Genomic DNA, 15,504 nt, shown 5'->3' with positions numbered 1-15,504 from the left:
ACTAAAGTGTCCCATTAGAATAATCATCCCATCTTCAGAATGAAGATGGGATTGGTCAAATCCACAAAAAATAAAAAAACTGCACCTCCAAAACTTCGTGTCTTGGGGATGAAAACGAACCGCTGGGAGCCTACTCCCGACGGTTCGTTTTTGCATTATAGCGGTGCCGTTCCCGGATTATCGCCATAATCTATAGGCGTGTTTCTTATATGTGATAAACGAAACGGTAGACGGACCAACAGCAGCTCCGCGACAAAAATGAATAGCCCGATGAAAAGGAGCATAATCGCCCAGCTTTCTTCCATATTCAACAGAAACGGATAAAAGATAAGCTGTAAAGTAAATACAGCCATGTAAAATTTCCGCCTGTTGACAATGGCATCCAGCAGCTCCGGCGGGGCTATCGGTCTTGCGACCGTATACAGCCCTCGAAAAATCAAATAGGCAAGCAGAGCATGCAGAATGGCCGTACCTTGTACGTAAGCATGCATGCCGAGCGGCGTGGCGGTTAACTGGTTGATGTCAATGCTCGTTTTGACCATGAGCTGCGGCAAAGATAAGAAGATGAGGACAGCCGCCAGCCAGCTTGCCTTTTTGAAGCTGCCATCCACGGCTCCGAGCTGGCCTAAAGCTATAAGGATCATAATATATCCGATCATATCCGGGAGAACATCGAAGGATCCTAAATGAAGATCAACGAGCGGAAATACAAGACCCCAGCCAAGCCTCCTTAATGCGCTTCGCATGGAAGGGTTCAAGAAAGCTCACCTCCGGAGTGGACCAGCCGCTTGATTTGCTTCTCATTCAGGTAAAGATTGAAATTGGTAGGAAGGCGATCGTATATCATTCTTCCGTCCTCTGTCTTGAAGGTAAGCAAAATGTACGTTTTATACACCTCGAAGGCTGCCGGTGTATTCTCCGATATGGTCCATCTGTAGTTAAACGTCAGCGGATCCCCGGCTGCCAGCTGTATAGGCAGCTGTGGAACCGGTTTATCCCGGCCTTCCATTGTAAGCTCGAAAATAGAGCTTAGCCTGTCGCTGAAGCTGTAATCGACTTGATCCAAGGTAAGAGGCTGCTTGACAGTTACGCTGTATTGGCCAGTACCATCTGTGGAACCTCTGCTTGATGACGTTTCCAGCATGCTCTCCCTCTGATCCCACAATACGTTGATTTCCCCGATCGGTACCTTTTCGGGCTCTCCTTCGCTATAGTATACCGTGGCTTCTTTGATCGTGACCGGTACCTTCTCCATTTGCTCGGCTTCCTCGGTTCTCCATTCACCATAAGCCTTCCCGAGCACTTGATGCCTGTAGGAATTCGGATGAGGTCCGATTTGAAACCGGAGCATCGGAAGCTCCTCCAGCTGTATCCCCGTCACCTTCCTACCTTTCATTTTGTTCTCCAAATAGGTCAATTCGATCCAATCGCTCTCATTGCCGTTTACTATCATATAATGCTTCAAAAAGATCGGTTTCTCCAGCTGCATGGATTGGTAATACCAGACATTACCGATCCAACTTGCCGCAATCAACAGCACAACAATCGGCCATAGGAACTTACTGCCCAGCCGCAGCTTTGGGTTCGTATGCAAAGCCCTTCCCCCTTCCTCATTCATCCAGTTTACCACTTTTCTGGATACAGGTTAAGATAAGGATGTCGGAGAAAAGCGGTGCTTTGTCGCTTGTTCGTAATCGTAAGTGATTTTGATTAAGGTCGGATGCGGCACCAGCATTGCGGCCCTTTGGACCGCGTCAAACAAGCAATAGAATTGCAAAAAATTCCTCATGCTTCTACTTCTTCCTTCTTAGTAGTCGTTTCACTGTAGACGGAGGAAAGGTTAATTTTGTTCTTTTAACGCAATAGAAATGCGTTTTAAATTGGTCGTTTGTATAAATTGACGAAATCAAAACCAGTAGGCTAAAGTGGAGTATATAGAACTGATTTAAAATCACTGCGAGGAAGTTGATTCTTTGAAATCAAAATACATTTTTTTTCAGTAAAGTTAGGCCTGATATGTGACTCTATTTCAAGTTTTTCGTAATCGATGTAACGAAGATAAGTTTAGTTACTCCTATAACAACTATGAAGCCAATTGAAGCAGCTTCACCTACATCTTCAAAGAAACCTGAGCCGACGAAAGCGCCAGCACAGATCGAGGATCCGGTAGAACTTAAAGAAAGAATTTCATACGCTAACTGCTATGCGGTTAGAGTGGCAGATGCTGATCCGATATACAAAGACGATCCAGGATACAGTTCCAAGCTCGATCGAGATGGTGATGGAGTAGCTTATGAATAATCTTAGAGCCATAGGTTCATCAGCAGGTCTTTTTTTTTAGACATTACCTTTTTACTTAAAAAAACTACAAGAACGGAGAAGGCTGCCAATGTAGGCAGCCTTCTCCTGATGGTTATTGAGTTATCGTTGCCCGTTAGTGGAATGAGCTAACCCATACGTCTTCTTCTTCTTCTTCTTCTCCATACAATTATCATTGTTAAAAGGACCAAGAAACAAACAAATGATAGTGTAACTATCCATAATTGTTTATTGGACTGATCTGTTGTAACTTGAATCGGTCCAAGTTTAGATACTTTGAAGAACTTATCGTTTACTTTAACTGCTATTACATCTTGAATGTCTGCTCCTTTAATTTCAAACAACAGGCATCCCACAAGTTTTTCATTTGACTCACCGTTCTTCTTTGGCATCGGAGTTCTTTGGCGTTCAATTTTTCCAATCTCATTGCCAATGTCTTTGTTATCGACTTCCTCGGTGGAAAGTCCATATAGGAGATTATTCCAAGCAACGGTATTTGGGTATGTACTGGCTAACGCTCCTTCTATATTTGATGAAAACACCGAAACAATGACAAAGAACAAAAGGAATAATTTCAGATGCTTCATATGCCATGCCTCCTATTTTGTTGAACAAATATGTCCATTAGCTTAATGAAATGAGCCGCTACCAAAGCGCCTGTTCATCGATGTGTACTATTCAACTCCCTCGTTAGTTCAATAACGGCAGTTTAGGGTTTTGTAATTATTGATTCATTAATTAACTTACAAAGATAACCTACTATGTATTCTCTTTGTGTTGTTTCTTCAAGGTCATTATTTTCTACAAGGTCGTTTATCCCTTTATTTATAACTTCCCATAATGGAGTGCCTTCAAATTGCTCATACGGATGTGACATAACTCTGTTTACCTCCTAGACTTATCCTTCATAAACATTTCTATAAATACAATAGTGATTCCTTGTTAAACTAATCTGCCCGTTAACAAAGAAATGGAGCAGCTGCCGTAGCAAACTGCTCCTTGATTGTTAAACTGACCTGAGACAGTGACTCCCCGAGGATTAGGGCCACTATTTACACTTTAATGTATTTGATCCACTAGATTCTACCCGTCAAGTAATGTCATCTGTTCTTTCATATATCGGGTACCATGAACGACATGTTTAGGGCTAACTTCTTCAATACGAACCAAGTCCTCAGGAGTTAGTTCAACATCCACGGAGGCTGCATTTTCCTCTAAATATTTTATTCGTTTGGTTCCCGGAATCGGTAGTGCATGATTTGTTATGGTCCATGCTAGGGCCAATTGTGAAGGAGTACAATTCTTTTCATTGGCGATTTCCTTGATTTTATCTGCGATTTCTACATTTTTATTAAAGTTATCACCTTGGAACCGTGGCATATATCTACGAAGATCATTAGCATCCAAATCTTCAAACTTTCGAAGTTCGCCAGTAATAAAGCCCCTGCTCAACGGACTGTAAGCAACATGAGTAATTCCTAGTTCTCTTGCAGCAGGGAGTATCTCATCTTCAATATCCCGACTCCAAAGAGAATACTCGCTTTCTAATGCCGAAATTGGATGTATCGCATGTGCACGACGAATAGTGGAAGCAGATGCTTCTGAAAGGCCAAGATAGCGTACTTTCCCCGCCCTAACTAAATCAGACATCGCCCCGATCGTCTCCTCGATAGGGATATTGGGATCTACACGATGCTGGTAATAAAGATCAATATGCTCAATGTTTAATCGACGTAAGCTCTCTTCCACTGCTTGTTTGACGTAATCTGGATGACCGCTAATTGTTTCATAATTAGGTGTGTAGGAAAACTTAGTCGCAATAATGGCCTGATCTCGACGTCCTTTGAGTGCTTTTCCAAGAAGCTCCTCATTATGCCCATTTCCATAAACATCAGCGGTATCGATCAAAGTAACTCCCAATTCCAGAGCACGGTGTATGGTCTTAATGGACTGTTCATCATTTGTTTCTCCATACATTCCTGGAGACATTCCCATAATCCCCAGTCCAATCGAAGACACGACTAGATCACTGTTTCCTAATTTTCTTGTTTTCATATATTTACTCCTCTCTATCGCTTGTTGAGTGTTGCTGATTTTCCATTTGGTTTAACAGTTGACTTTCTGAACTGGCTTTTCCCATTTCTATATCTTCATATATGGACAGCTTGTTATTCACAGCATTAAGAGCTTCTGTAAGCTCTCTTTGACGTCTAAATAAATCCTCTTTGTACTGATTAAGAATTGATTTTCTTTGAGGAATTGTGGAATTTCCATCTAATGCGAGATTGACCATTTGCTTCAGTAAAGACATCTTCATTCCAGTTGCTCGAAAACATGTCATCAGCCTGGTCCAATCCAGGTGATCTTGTTCAAACAGACGATTCCCATGCTTATCTCTCTTGATGTAGGGAAGTAATCCCTCCTTCTCGTAATAACGAATGGTAGGTGCCGAACAACCTAATCGTTCTGAAGCTTCTTTTATAGTAAATGCCATGTTCTTGGATCCCTTCTTAAAGTTTGTTTTCAGATGCTTTCGTCAGGTTCTTCTACATCATAGTCCTTAAAGCGCGCTTTAAGGCAACCCTAAATTTTTAGATGTATTATTGCAGGTATCAAATAGGAATGTTTCTCAAATAAGGGAATCACTTTATGTACTATTATTGGATTTTGACAAGAACATATATCGTAAAATAAAAAAAAGCCGCAATTATGCGACTCTTAGGCCTATAAGTTCCTAGACATAATTATAAAAATGTTAAAAAATAGTCGGCACCATTCCCCCATCCATTCGAATTGGAGAACCTTTAAAGGCGGATGCATAAGGACTACATACAAATGCAGCAAGTCTGCCTATTTCAATAGGTTTGATAAATCGCTGTATTTCAGATTGCGGCAGGTTTGTTTTCATAAATTCTTTCTCTTTTTCTGCGAAAGTCATAGCTTCATTCGGGTATATACTATCAATAATTTGATGTACATATTCAGAAAGTGTTGGTCCTGGCAAGATCGTATTGACTGTAACTTCTGTTCCTATTGTTAATTTAGATAAGCTTTTGGACAATGATAATAGCATTGATTTGGTCATACAATACTGGGGCATTTGCCCGGAAGGCATAATGGCTTCCTCACTCGCAATAAAGATAATGCGGCCATAATCATTTTTCAACATTTTAGGCAAATAAAATTTAGATAATCCATTTGCAGCAAGAACATTAGTACGGAAATATGTTTCCCATACTTCGTCATCAACATTCTCATACTTCATAATTTCATATATCCCCATACTGTTTACTAAAATATCGATATCGGGGTATTTTTCAAATAAAGCTTCTCTTTGCCCAATATCCACAATATCGGCAGTAGCATTTTGAGGGAAAGTATCTGGGAAACTTGACTTCATTTCATTAACAGTACGTTCTACCTCTTCATTATTCCGTCCATTAATTAGTACATTAACGCCGGCCTTGGCAAGTTCAATGGCAATTGCTTTCCCAATTCCTTTTGTAGATCCTGTAACTAAAGCTGTTTTGTTTTTTAATCCCATATCCATATACATTTCTCCTTCTTGTGCTGCGGGTAGTGCTTATATTACCTTGTCTGGGTTGTTCCGTAACTAGCCTATCGCGCCAACGTTCTTGTTTGACACGCCAAATTATAAAATATAATAAATGCTAGTCCACTATTAATATCAGTAGGTTGGGAATTGTATTAGTGAATTGCCGGATTTCCTAGCCGTCCTGCTGTTACCGAGTTTGTATCGAATGTTCTGTGCGCCAATTTGAGGGAGTATCACCTTCCCAAAGGCGAAAGGCGCGGTAGAAAGAGTTCTGGTCTTGATATCCAATCAAGAAAGCCACTTCCTTAATATCGAGCGAGGGGTCTGCCAAGTACTCTCGTGCCTGCTCATGTCTAGCTTGTGTCAACAACTGCTTGAAGCTCGTGTTTTCGTCAGTAAGTCTACGTTGCAAGGTGCGGTCACTCATACTGAGCTCCTTAGCTACAGCCTGAATGTCCGGACGTCCTCCTGTGAGGCTGCGTTTCATGATCCACTTGACCATCTCGGCAAATGAGCGACTTTGCTTCTGTTCATTCAATGATTGGTCGAGAATGGGAGTCAGAATCTCTAACAACTCTTCGTTGTACGAGACAAAAGGATGGTCCAGATCTCTCCGATGCAACGTTAGCCGATTGCAATTTGCATCAATTCGGATTGGGCACCCAAAGTAAGCTTCAAGGGCCTGCACATCGCCCATTGATTGCGAAAATTCGACGTATTGCGCCTTCAAAGGTTCGCTTGTGCCCCTGCGTCCAAGCTCTAGAAGAAATGCCAGTGTGAGGCCCACCAGCAATGGCGGACCCGGTTGCTCCGTATTCAGCCATTCCAGTTCGATAGTACAGTGCTCAGCCTCCTCGGTGATATGTAAGCTTTCGGGCGGGCAAAGTTGTTTATACCGAGCCATTCGGTTTAGAGCGTCGCGATAGTTTCTAGCATGGTAAGTCGCTAACACGGTCGGAGGAAACTTCGCTGTTTCATAGAAAGTCGCCATCTTGATGATTCCCTTGGCAGTGTCACCGATGAGATCGGAATAAGCCTGCCAGATAGCAAAATATTGGGATCGGGTGACTAACGGCTCAGTAATAAGGGTGAGCGGCAATCGTGCTTTTTGGGCTACTTCGTGGTCTGCAATTCCTAATTGACGTAATCCTTCCCAAAACCCTGGCGAGATTTTAATACGATCAGAGGTGTGAGACTTCATAAACATTGCACTCCTTTTGTTTACATATTTCTATCATTCCAATACTGCCTCCACGAAGTTAGCAGCGAGTTGTCTGATTGTTAAGCTCAAAAAAATCTATTCGAAAAAGAAAAATCCATATACAATGAGTCCTATTCTGAAAGATTAAAAACTGATACATGATGAAGAAGTATAACTGCTACTGAAAGCATTGAACTATCGTACCCGTCCCTCGATTTTAAGGGTTTATCTCACATATACTCACTCATTCGCAGGATTTCATCACCATGGAATAGTAATGATGATGGTGGAAGCATGGGGCGAGCGCTGTTAGTCCAGTATTAAGGCATGAGGGAACAGAGGAATCGCTTTAGTCATTCCCTTTCGCTTCACTCTACTGCACGCAAACTCCACATTTGCCCTGGTGTTTACCATCCCATGGCTCGACGGGTCTATGCCCTTTTCGGGTACGAACTCGGTCCTCCGGTGCTTTCTTTGTTCGAAATCCTGCGAATGAGTCAATATACGTGATGGAGCATTACCTTAAGCTGCTTGTGAAACGAGATAGCTAGCTTTTTCGGGAGAGAATGTTTCAGCTCGATGGACCATAACGATCAGAATTCGTGCCACTTTACCCACAAGCTTGGAGACAGACTGTTGCTTTTTCATGTGCTTTACTTGAACATTGTGCGGATGTAATTCTTGAAAGATTGGATTAATTCCGATGAGTTGAATGGTCGCTAAGTATAGATTTTTCCTTAGGCTGGAGTCTCCTCGTTTAGAGATAATGATCTGCCCTTTCCTTTTCCCCGATGTACTTTCTGCGAGATTCAGACCGGCTTTGCGCAGTAACTGACGCCCATGTTCATACTGTCTAAGGTCACCTGCACCTGCTAAGATAGCCGCGACGAAAATCGTACCAAGGCCCTTAATGGAACAGAGCTGAACGGCCATGGGGATCTCCTCTAGCAAGGCGTGGAGTTGCTTTTCCATGTCTGCTAACATATCTGTCATTCGTTCGAACTCTGCGATTAACCGTATAAAATCTTGCTTTGCTTCGGTTAAAGCTGTAACGTCTCCTATACTCCGCCTAGCTTGTGCAATGAGCTCAGCAGCCTTTTGTGTGCCTGTTGAACCGCCTGCTCGCTGCATATGTCTTCTCCATATCGAAATGATCTCAGGTATTGACCGTCCTGCAAGATCCTGTGGTGTAGGTAACTCCTTCAGTGTAGCCATCGAGCGTTTGCAGGTCCAATCTTTAAAAATCGAACTGTACTCCGGAAAGCGGATATCCAGCCATCGAATGATACGATTTTGTAACCGAACACTATTTGTAACCCAAAATTCTCGATCACTGATCAGGGTTCGCAACCGCTGAAACACGTGGGTCTGTTTCGTATGTTCATAGTAATAGCCTCGGCTTACTACATCTGCAATGACAAGTGCATCTTTTGGGTCACTTTTCGATTGGCAATTGTCACGGTTTTCTTTATTACGCTTGGTCGTTGCTGGATTGACTAACACGACTTGCAATTCTTTATGTGTAAGCCAGTTGGCCAAGTTCCACCAATAATGCCCTGTCGGCTCCATACCAATGTTTACGCTTTTTAAACGGTGCTTTTGCTGAATGGCTTCCATCCACCTGTGAAACTTTTCAAACCCCTCTATGGTGTTGCTAAACGATAGATGCCGATTCGTCAGCATGATTCCACGATAATTCGTTACCTGTGCTACATGTGTTTCCTTGGCCATGTCGATCCCTACAACAAGATGTGAGGTCGTAATTCGTTCGGTCCGTTGATTTTGTACTTCTGATTGTTTAAACTTCATGATAAGAGCGCCTCCTTGATGGTGTTGGGTAATTAACCATTGGACAAACCCATCATACCGAGGCGCTCCTTTTTTGACAAAGGCCATTTCTTAGCCTTAACAGGAATGGTTTAGCTTAATGATCTACGTGGTCGCGCCCCACGAAAAAAGAAGCATTTAAAGACATGTAATCTACAGTTTGCTTACTTGGAGTACCCTTTGACGGATTGAATGAACCCTGATTCGGCCTTTACTAGTGCATTAAGCGTACCAGTAATTCTAACCTTGTATCCGAAATCTGGCATTTTTTATGATTTCTTCAGCAAGTTCATCCGGCTTCTTACCATCAGTGTCCAGTAGGAATGGCTCATTAGTCGGTGACGCCATCAACTTGTTCCGAAGGAAGAGCGAGCGGTGGATATATTGCGCATCTCCTCGCTGATGGAGTCGAGCGGTAAGGGTATCCGGATCCGCGTGCAGGACAACATAGTGGAGCGTCGCCTCGAGATCCGATAGTTGGTCAAAGAACCATTGAAGTTCATCTTCGATGACGAAATCGATAACCACGTCTAGCCCGTTCAGGAGAAAATTCCGCGTCACCGCAGCGATATTAAGCCATGCCAGTCGGAGTCGTTCCTCCCAGGGCGGTTCAGTCTCCCCACGGTAGACATGGAGAAGGAGATCACCTTCAATCAAGACACATTGGTTCATTGCACTAGCCAGAGTCTTGGAGACGGTTGATTTCCCTACACCAAGTGGACCAGAGATAAGATAGACGGTTACTGATTTTTTGGTGAAATGCATATAATCTCCTCCCCCCATATTTTACCCGTTCGTAACGAAGCTGCCTTTTCATGCCGGCAGCCTCGTACTAATCATTAGTTCAACTCTCGTTCTCCGTTAGTTCAATTGATTATGAAAAAAGGTGGGTATTAAACTAAGCTTTTCGCCATCCATCTTTATTTTCAAATGACTCATAAGAACATCCTGTTTCATACACAAAGTCCTTACCAGTCCTCTTCATATATGCATTGTTAGCGACAGATAGTAAAATTTCGAATTCTTCGTCTTTGGGCATCTTTGTTGGATTTATCAGAGCTGTTTCATAAAAATCTTTGCCTTTTGCAACCGCCGTGCAACGCGCGTACAAGAAATTATCAGCGGACACATAATCATCTTGCTCATTATAAGCAATTTCCCCAATATGCTTGGCATGCTCTTTCGTATCCAATAAGTAAAGCTTATATGCGAGTGTTTCCTCGAATTCTTTAATTACACGAACACTTTTCCTCGAAAGACTATTTACTAAAGGGAAGACGGCCTCTTCTTCATCATCATTAGTGAGATTCAGTAGAGTCATATACATCCAAAACTCTTCGTCTGCCATAAGTTTTTTGGTTTGTTTACTCGCTGCTGGATGTTTCTTTGCTCCCGTTTTATCAGAATCTCATTCTCAAAGCTCTCACGATCATGAATCCATCGCCACTCATAATATACTGGGTTTGCACAGGCTGAATCCCAAGTACCACTATAACTATTGCAACTCATCACTTTCTAAAATTCGTATTGCTGAGTAACGACCATCAGGCAGTGTGATAGCGAATAAGTCGCCTGGTTTTGCGGTAGCACTAGTTATAGTCACTATTGTTATCCCCGTTTCTAACTCGCCATAATTCAATACCAAGTCTCCAAGTCATCAGCATTTATATTTCTTGATTTTAATTGAAATATCCTTCACTTTAACAACTATGCTTCCCGTGACTTCAACGTTAGGAGCAGGTCACCGCGGAGCCTGCTCCAGTCATAATCATTTCGCTATCGTTACCCGTTAGTTTAGTTTTTCAGTTTCAATATTTCCAGTATCTCATCAAAAAGAATCTTATTCTTAATGTCAGATTCATTTCTGAAATTTAGCAGTACATGTAAAGAATTGATTATTGCCATTAACTCTTCTTCATGATATTCTTCATTTGCACTTTTGAGCTATACTTCACATTCGGCCGCGCAAAGTTTAAAATCATTTGTCTCAGAGAGGAAAGAAAGCTTTGTCAAAACACATTAAAATCTACAGTCTTATACTAGTTGTACTGCTGTGTATCAACGCAGTGGTTTATAAACAATTGGACGAAAAATACAACAATCTCAAGTCACTTTATCAGCAGAAGAATGACGCGGCGTTCTTATACTTGGTGAAACATGCATCGTCTGCGCTTCAACTTGCTGAAACTCTGGAGACGATAAGCCAAACAAAGGAAAATGAGGTCCCTGCAAAGGTTCAACAGTTGATCAATAAAGCTAAGAAACAGGCAGAGGAAATGAACGATCAGTTGTTGACGCTAATTGAGTTTAGCGATGACTATTCGGGCAACCCAGATCCGAAGCTTTCAATCAATAACACGATTATGACCTCGGATGAACAGAGGGACATGTTTGTACTTGCTTTCCAAGTGAGTGCTTGGCGTCCGATGCACAATATAAGTTACACTTATTGGAAATCAAAGCCTAAATTAATTAATGACAGGACACGAGAAACCTTGCTTTCGCTAGCCAGAGAGCTTCGTGCCTTGGACAAGACGATTGCGTCGTTCAAGGAAAGCGTCTCATCCATCACCTCTGAAAATTACGTGTCTCATGCTAAAGCGGAATTGCTGAAACAATTGAAGCCCCACCTTGAAAAGTTAAAGAAAATACAGAACGAGTTATATGGTTAGCGAGTAACGTAATGTCCGATAATCGCTTGGCAGTTACTTTGATGCCACTCATTTCAATGATGCCACCCCTCGAAGTTATTTAACAGGTGAGCATGCCAAGCGATAGCACTTGCTTGCATTAAACAATGAAGGGCTGCCGTGCGGCAGCCCTTCGGCATTGAACTCTCGTTACCTGTAATTACTTAGAAAACTCCATTAGCCATTGATCCCTAAGTTCCCCTTCATGCCATTCGTGCTTAGGTAATAACTTTACTTTTTTGAAGCCACATTTTTCATAACACGCGATTGCTCGTACATTCCAAGTCTGTGGGTCCATCACAATTTTGCTTACATCTAGTTCAGTTATTAAGTAGTTGACTATTGAACTAACTAATAACTTACCTATCCCTTTATTCCAATAATTGACCTCTCCAATGAATTGGTCTGTACCATATATTTTTTCTTTCAAATTTGTATAACCATATTCCCCTTTTCCTTCGTCATCCAATTCATAGAATTGAATATATCCTATTACTTTAGAATCGTATTCTACAATGCATCTCGTTTCACTATCTTCTTCTTGAAAAAAAATCTCTCTCACCATCTCAATATCATGAGGGCGGTCTCTTCCTGCGTAATATTGCAGCACTAATGGATTGGAAAGCCACTGTACTAGATAATTCGCGTCTTTATTCGATAATTTGCGAACACGAAGGTTACCCATTTCGAAAAACAACAACATGAACACCCCCATATTATTATTCGTCAATATTACCATAGGTATTTCTGAATAGGTCATGCCTTTCTTGAAGATTACTGCCCGTTACTTCAATGAAAACCAGAAAGCAGTTGACGCGGCAATCTGCTCCCTGGTTTTCCCACTATCGTAATCGTTAACGTAGCATCTATTTTCAATAATGCATGCTCTTTAAGAATTCTTTCTGCTTCAACTCGAACATATTCAGACGATTCTGCTCGTTGTGCTAAACGAACTAAATCAGTTTTTCTCAAAGGCTGTCACAACAAAAGCATCGTCAATTGTATGAAGAAGATCACCGGTTAAAGACTGAATCGGTCTAGCTACTTTTTCACCAGACTCCTCCAAAAACATAATAAAAAATCTAATTCCGCTTTCGTTAATGTTTCATTCCGATGTGTGATATGGGCAATTCTTAGAATAACTTCACGATCTCCGACCAACCCAGAATAAACGAAGTTTTGATACCCATTTAAATCGATCATTGAGTCTTCGCGTATACCATAACGTTCCGCGGCCTGTCTCAATACATCTTGATTGAATAGTTGTTTTATCTTTTTACCCATATTATTCCTTTGACCTCCGAAAGTAATTTGATCTTATTCTAATTGAAATCAATTAATTGCGGTCAATAAAAAACGTCTTTAATTAAACTATCCTCCCGTTAGCTCAATGAAGTGCAACTAAAATTTTTAGTAAATCTGAGCATAAGCCTTTTTCATTTCTTTTCGTAATTCTTAGTTCTCGGAACGCTCAGATTCCATATGCAATTCGAAATCAAGTGTATTTGTCTTCATTACCCCACCACACTGCTTAGTTATGCTCCTTACTTCGGTGAAAATGAGAGGTTTCCCTCTAATGCATTCTGCTGCGGTCCTGAGGCGAATAAATAAAGAGGCCACCCTGATTAGAGCGGCCGTCTCTCATCGCCTATTTCGTGTCACCTGCGTAAAACAGCAAGTAATTTTCCGCCTGGCTGGACCAATACGCCGTGTCGTGTGCGCCACCCGGAATGTAATGGAATTGGTAATTTTTCAAGTTCTGATCCTGCATAATTTCATTGAATCGCAACGCGCCGTCTTTCAACCAATCCACATCCCCGATATCTACATAAATATCCAACATGTTTTGCCTCTCATGCATCGCAAGCCATGTCGGGTTATTTTTCTGCCTTTCCTCGTCCGTGCCTCCTGCCATCTGCTTGAGCGGTTCCCACATATACTCGAACAATGCCGGAGCATGACCGCCTACCTTGCTGTACAAATTATGGTGTTTGAACGCTGCAAGCAGTGCCGAATACCCGCCCATAGACGTTCCCCCGATGTATCGGCTGCTTCTCGATTTCTGGGTGGAATAATTGGAATCGATAAATTCGATCAAATCTTTCGTAATATAATCTTCATATCGGCCTACGTGCCAGTAGTTGTCGACCATACCGACTTCATCTGCCGAATTCAGACCCCAGCTGCGATCATACTGAGGAGAAACGATTATTAAGGGCCTTATTTTCCTTAAACCGATCAACCGGTCGGCTTGTTCATCCAGCAACACTTGATCGAACCAGAAGTCCTCGTCCTCATCCAGTTTGTGCAAGACATACAAAACCGGATATTTTTCGTTTTCGCTATAGCCAGGCGGTAAATAAACGTTCACGTTCATTTCTTTTTGTAAAGATTTGCTGAACAGACTTGTTTTTACGATATGGGATGTTGCCTGAGCATCCTCGCCCGGCGCAGCGAAAACATTACTGAACAACATCGTGACTGCCATCATCAAGCCTAGAACCATGAGCATTGACTTCCTTCTCATCTTTCATCCTCCTTAACGAAATCTTGATAACAGGGTGAGGTTCTTCCTCGTTCCAACCTAATTCTAGCTAAATGCCTATCTCAGAAACATAGACGATCTGCATCGATCAACTGACAATTGGAAACGCCAAACCAATAGTATAAAATAGAAAGTGACAATACGGGAGGTGACAGTCAATGGAATTGGCAACGGTCGGACAGACGGTATGGGGGCAGTTTCTTCATGAAATGAAGTGTTTCTCGAATGAAGATTTCGCGATCGATCGGGGGCTTCACACCCGCTATCGGCTAATGTTTATAATGGAAGGAAACGGCATCCTGCAGATCGGGACTGTCCGGCACTCTATTATTTCGCCGGCCTTTTACTGCATTAACGAGAGGGAGCCGTTACAATTGGCTGCGCACTCCGGAGTGAAAGCAAGCTCGGTTTATTTCCACCCAAAAGTGATTAACTATAAGCTTTCGTTACGGGAAAATTTGTTCGATAACGAAGGCCTCGCCACTTCGGACATTCAGGATGCATGGTTGCTGGAGCCTTTCTTCAACCGGTCGGACGGATATTACGGATGTGTGTCTATCGATGTTTCTTTTGTGCACTACGTTCAACGAATCATGGAGGAAATTCATCATATTCTCTCTACAAGTTCGCCCAATTGGCCTTGCCAAAGCCGGTCCTATCTACAGGAATTGCTTTTTCTCATCCGAAGATTGTACCGGAAAAGCAAGGAAACGGCGCACCGCATTCCTCAAGCTCCTCCGGATATCGATGAAGTCATTCAATACTTGCATGTTTACTATAGGAACAAAATAGGATTAGACGAGTTGGCCAAACGGTTTCACACCAATCGCACGACGTTAAACCGCAAAGTAAACTCGGCAACCGGCATGTCGATCGTCACCTATGTAAACAGTCTGCGAATCCAATTAGCCTCTTCCATGCTGTGCAATACTACTCTGAAGGTGACGGAGATTATGGATCGGGTCGGGTTTACCGACGACGCATATTTCATCCGGGTGTTCCGCAAACACGCCGGCTACACGCCGGCGGAGTACCGCAAACAATTCGGTTCCCTATAGTTAATCCGGTAAGTTTCCGGACCTGTTTCCCACTTCAAATGACGGACTCACATGGTCATCCACAAGATGCAAGATCATTTCGGTCGCCGCATGATCGAGGTTGTGGCAATGATCCATCCACATTCCCAGAAACACATCCGGTGCCAATTTGAACTGTGTGTTTGATTTGTAAAAAACAGCGGCAGCCAGGGACGTGAATGAACTGCACCCCGTCAAGTAGACAGTACAAATAACAAAAATCAATTAAGCGGCCTTGGTCCTAAATTCCATCGGACTGAGGCCGTTTAGTTTTGCTTGTAACCGTTCGT

At 42.4% G+C, this 15,504-nt stretch carries 17 protein-coding genes; 3 read left to right on the top strand and 14 right to left on the bottom strand.

The features are described from left to right. Nucleotides 1–155: 155 nt before the first annotated feature. Both AC0YNZ_RS29470 and AC0YNZ_RS29465 read right to left on the bottom strand, forming a co-directional pair. The gene (locus AC0YNZ_RS29470) at nucleotides 156–758 is read right to left on the bottom strand and encodes a hypothetical protein (RefSeq protein WP_475829949.1); all 603 of its coding nucleotides are present in this window, start codon (nucleotides 756–758) and stop codon (nucleotides 156–158) included. Next, complete coding sequence (locus tag AC0YNZ_RS29465; protein ID WP_475829948.1) at nucleotides 755–1,594, bottom strand: hypothetical protein; 840 nt, start codon at nucleotides 1,592–1,594, stop codon at nucleotides 755–757. The genes AC0YNZ_RS29470 and AC0YNZ_RS29465 overlap by 4 nt, the downstream gene beginning before the upstream one ends. A 491-nt stretch (nucleotides 1,595–2,085) precedes the next feature. Between AC0YNZ_RS29465 and AC0YNZ_RS29460 the strand changes: the two genes are divergently transcribed. Further along, nucleotides 2,086–2,301 (top strand): excalibur calcium-binding domain-containing protein, encoded by a 216-nt coding sequence (locus AC0YNZ_RS29460; RefSeq protein ID WP_475829947.1) that lies wholly within the window; start codon nucleotides 2,086–2,088, stop codon nucleotides 2,299–2,301. 146 nt (nucleotides 2,302–2,447) lie between these two features. On the opposite strand, the gene AC0YNZ_RS29455 is transcribed toward AC0YNZ_RS29460, so the two are convergent. The 9 genes from AC0YNZ_RS29455 to AC0YNZ_RS29415 all read right to left on the bottom strand — a co-directional run bounded on the left by AC0YNZ_RS29455 (nucleotide 2,448) and on the right by AC0YNZ_RS29415 (nucleotide 10,251). Next, nucleotides 2,448–2,906 carry a hypothetical protein gene (locus tag AC0YNZ_RS29455; RefSeq protein ID WP_475829946.1) on the bottom strand — a complete coding sequence of 153 codons (459 nt, stop codon included), beginning with the start codon at nucleotides 2,904–2,906 and terminating at the stop codon, nucleotides 2,448–2,450. Nucleotides 2,907–3,028: 122 nt separating this feature from the next. Continuing rightward, nucleotides 3,029–3,196 carry a hypothetical protein gene (locus tag AC0YNZ_RS29450; protein WP_475829945.1) on the bottom strand — a complete coding sequence of 56 codons (168 nt, stop codon included), beginning with the start codon at nucleotides 3,194–3,196 and terminating at the stop codon, nucleotides 3,029–3,031. Nucleotides 3,197–3,402: 206 nt separating this feature from the next. Then, nucleotides 3,403–4,374 carry an aldo/keto reductase gene (locus tag AC0YNZ_RS29445; protein ID WP_475829944.1) on the bottom strand — a complete coding sequence of 324 codons (972 nt, stop codon included), beginning with the start codon at nucleotides 4,372–4,374 and terminating at the stop codon, nucleotides 3,403–3,405. 4 nt (nucleotides 4,375–4,378) lie between these two features. After that, nucleotides 4,379–4,813, bottom strand: a complete 435-nt coding sequence (locus tag AC0YNZ_RS29440; protein WP_475829943.1) for a MerR family transcriptional regulator — start codon at nucleotides 4,811–4,813, stop codon at nucleotides 4,379–4,381. A gap of 261 nt (nucleotides 4,814–5,074) precedes the next feature. Beyond that, the gene (locus tag AC0YNZ_RS29435; RefSeq protein WP_475829942.1) at nucleotides 5,075–5,869 is read right to left on the bottom strand and encodes an SDR family NAD(P)-dependent oxidoreductase; all 795 of its coding nucleotides are present in this window, start codon (nucleotides 5,867–5,869) and stop codon (nucleotides 5,075–5,077) included. Between the two features lie 193 nt (nucleotides 5,870–6,062). After that, on the bottom strand, nucleotides 6,063–7,076 hold the full coding sequence (locus AC0YNZ_RS29430) for an AraC family transcriptional regulator (protein WP_475829941.1): 1,014 nt from the start codon (nucleotides 7,074–7,076) through the stop codon (nucleotides 6,063–6,065). A 522-nt stretch (nucleotides 7,077–7,598) separates the two neighbouring features. Next, nucleotides 7,599–8,885 (bottom strand): IS110 family RNA-guided transposase, encoded by a 1,287-nt coding sequence (locus AC0YNZ_RS29425; protein ID WP_475829940.1) that lies wholly within the window; start codon nucleotides 8,883–8,885, stop codon nucleotides 7,599–7,601. A gap of 258 nt (nucleotides 8,886–9,143) precedes the next feature. After that, nucleotides 9,144–9,668, bottom strand: coding sequence for a P-loop nucleotide/nucleoside kinase family protein (locus AC0YNZ_RS29420; RefSeq protein ID WP_475829939.1), 525 nt, complete (start codon nucleotides 9,666–9,668; stop codon nucleotides 9,144–9,146). Between the two features lie 133 nt (nucleotides 9,669–9,801). After that, nucleotides 9,802–10,251, bottom strand: a complete 450-nt coding sequence (locus AC0YNZ_RS29415) for a DUF4240 domain-containing protein (RefSeq protein WP_475829938.1) — start codon at nucleotides 10,249–10,251, stop codon at nucleotides 9,802–9,804. 658 nt (nucleotides 10,252–10,909) lie between these two features. Here AC0YNZ_RS29415 and AC0YNZ_RS29410 point away from each other — a divergent pair. After that, nucleotides 10,910–11,575 carry a hypothetical protein gene (locus tag AC0YNZ_RS29410; RefSeq protein WP_475829937.1) on the top strand — a complete coding sequence of 222 codons (666 nt, stop codon included), beginning with the start codon at nucleotides 10,910–10,912 and terminating at the stop codon, nucleotides 11,573–11,575. Between the two features lie 178 nt (nucleotides 11,576–11,753). Here AC0YNZ_RS29410 and AC0YNZ_RS29405 read toward each other — a convergent pair whose 3' ends face one another. Next, nucleotides 11,754–12,296, bottom strand: coding sequence for a GNAT family N-acetyltransferase (locus tag AC0YNZ_RS29405; RefSeq protein WP_475829936.1), 543 nt, complete (start codon nucleotides 12,294–12,296; stop codon nucleotides 11,754–11,756). A gap of 945 nt (nucleotides 12,297–13,241) precedes the next feature. Beyond that, entirely contained in the window at nucleotides 13,242–14,120 is an 879-nt protein-coding gene (locus AC0YNZ_RS29400) for an alpha/beta hydrolase (RefSeq protein ID WP_475829935.1), read from the bottom strand. A 176-nt stretch (nucleotides 14,121–14,296) separates the two neighbouring features. On the opposite strand from AC0YNZ_RS29400, the gene AC0YNZ_RS29395 reads away from it, so the two are divergent. Continuing rightward, the gene (locus tag AC0YNZ_RS29395; RefSeq protein WP_475829934.1) at nucleotides 14,297–15,196 is read left to right on the top strand and encodes an AraC family transcriptional regulator; all 900 of its coding nucleotides are present in this window, start codon (nucleotides 14,297–14,299) and stop codon (nucleotides 15,194–15,196) included. Here AC0YNZ_RS29395 and AC0YNZ_RS29390 read toward each other — a convergent pair whose 3' ends face one another. Then, nucleotides 15,197–15,412, bottom strand: coding sequence for a multicopper oxidase domain-containing protein (locus AC0YNZ_RS29390; RefSeq protein WP_475829975.1), 216 nt, complete (start codon nucleotides 15,410–15,412; stop codon nucleotides 15,197–15,199). Nucleotides 15,413–15,504: the final 92 nt, after the last annotated feature.

The organism is Paenibacillus sp. J2L1-98 (genome assembly GCF_056269405.1).
Note: the sequence above shows the minus strand (reverse complement) of the source record. Positions and strands in the feature narration are given on the sequence as shown.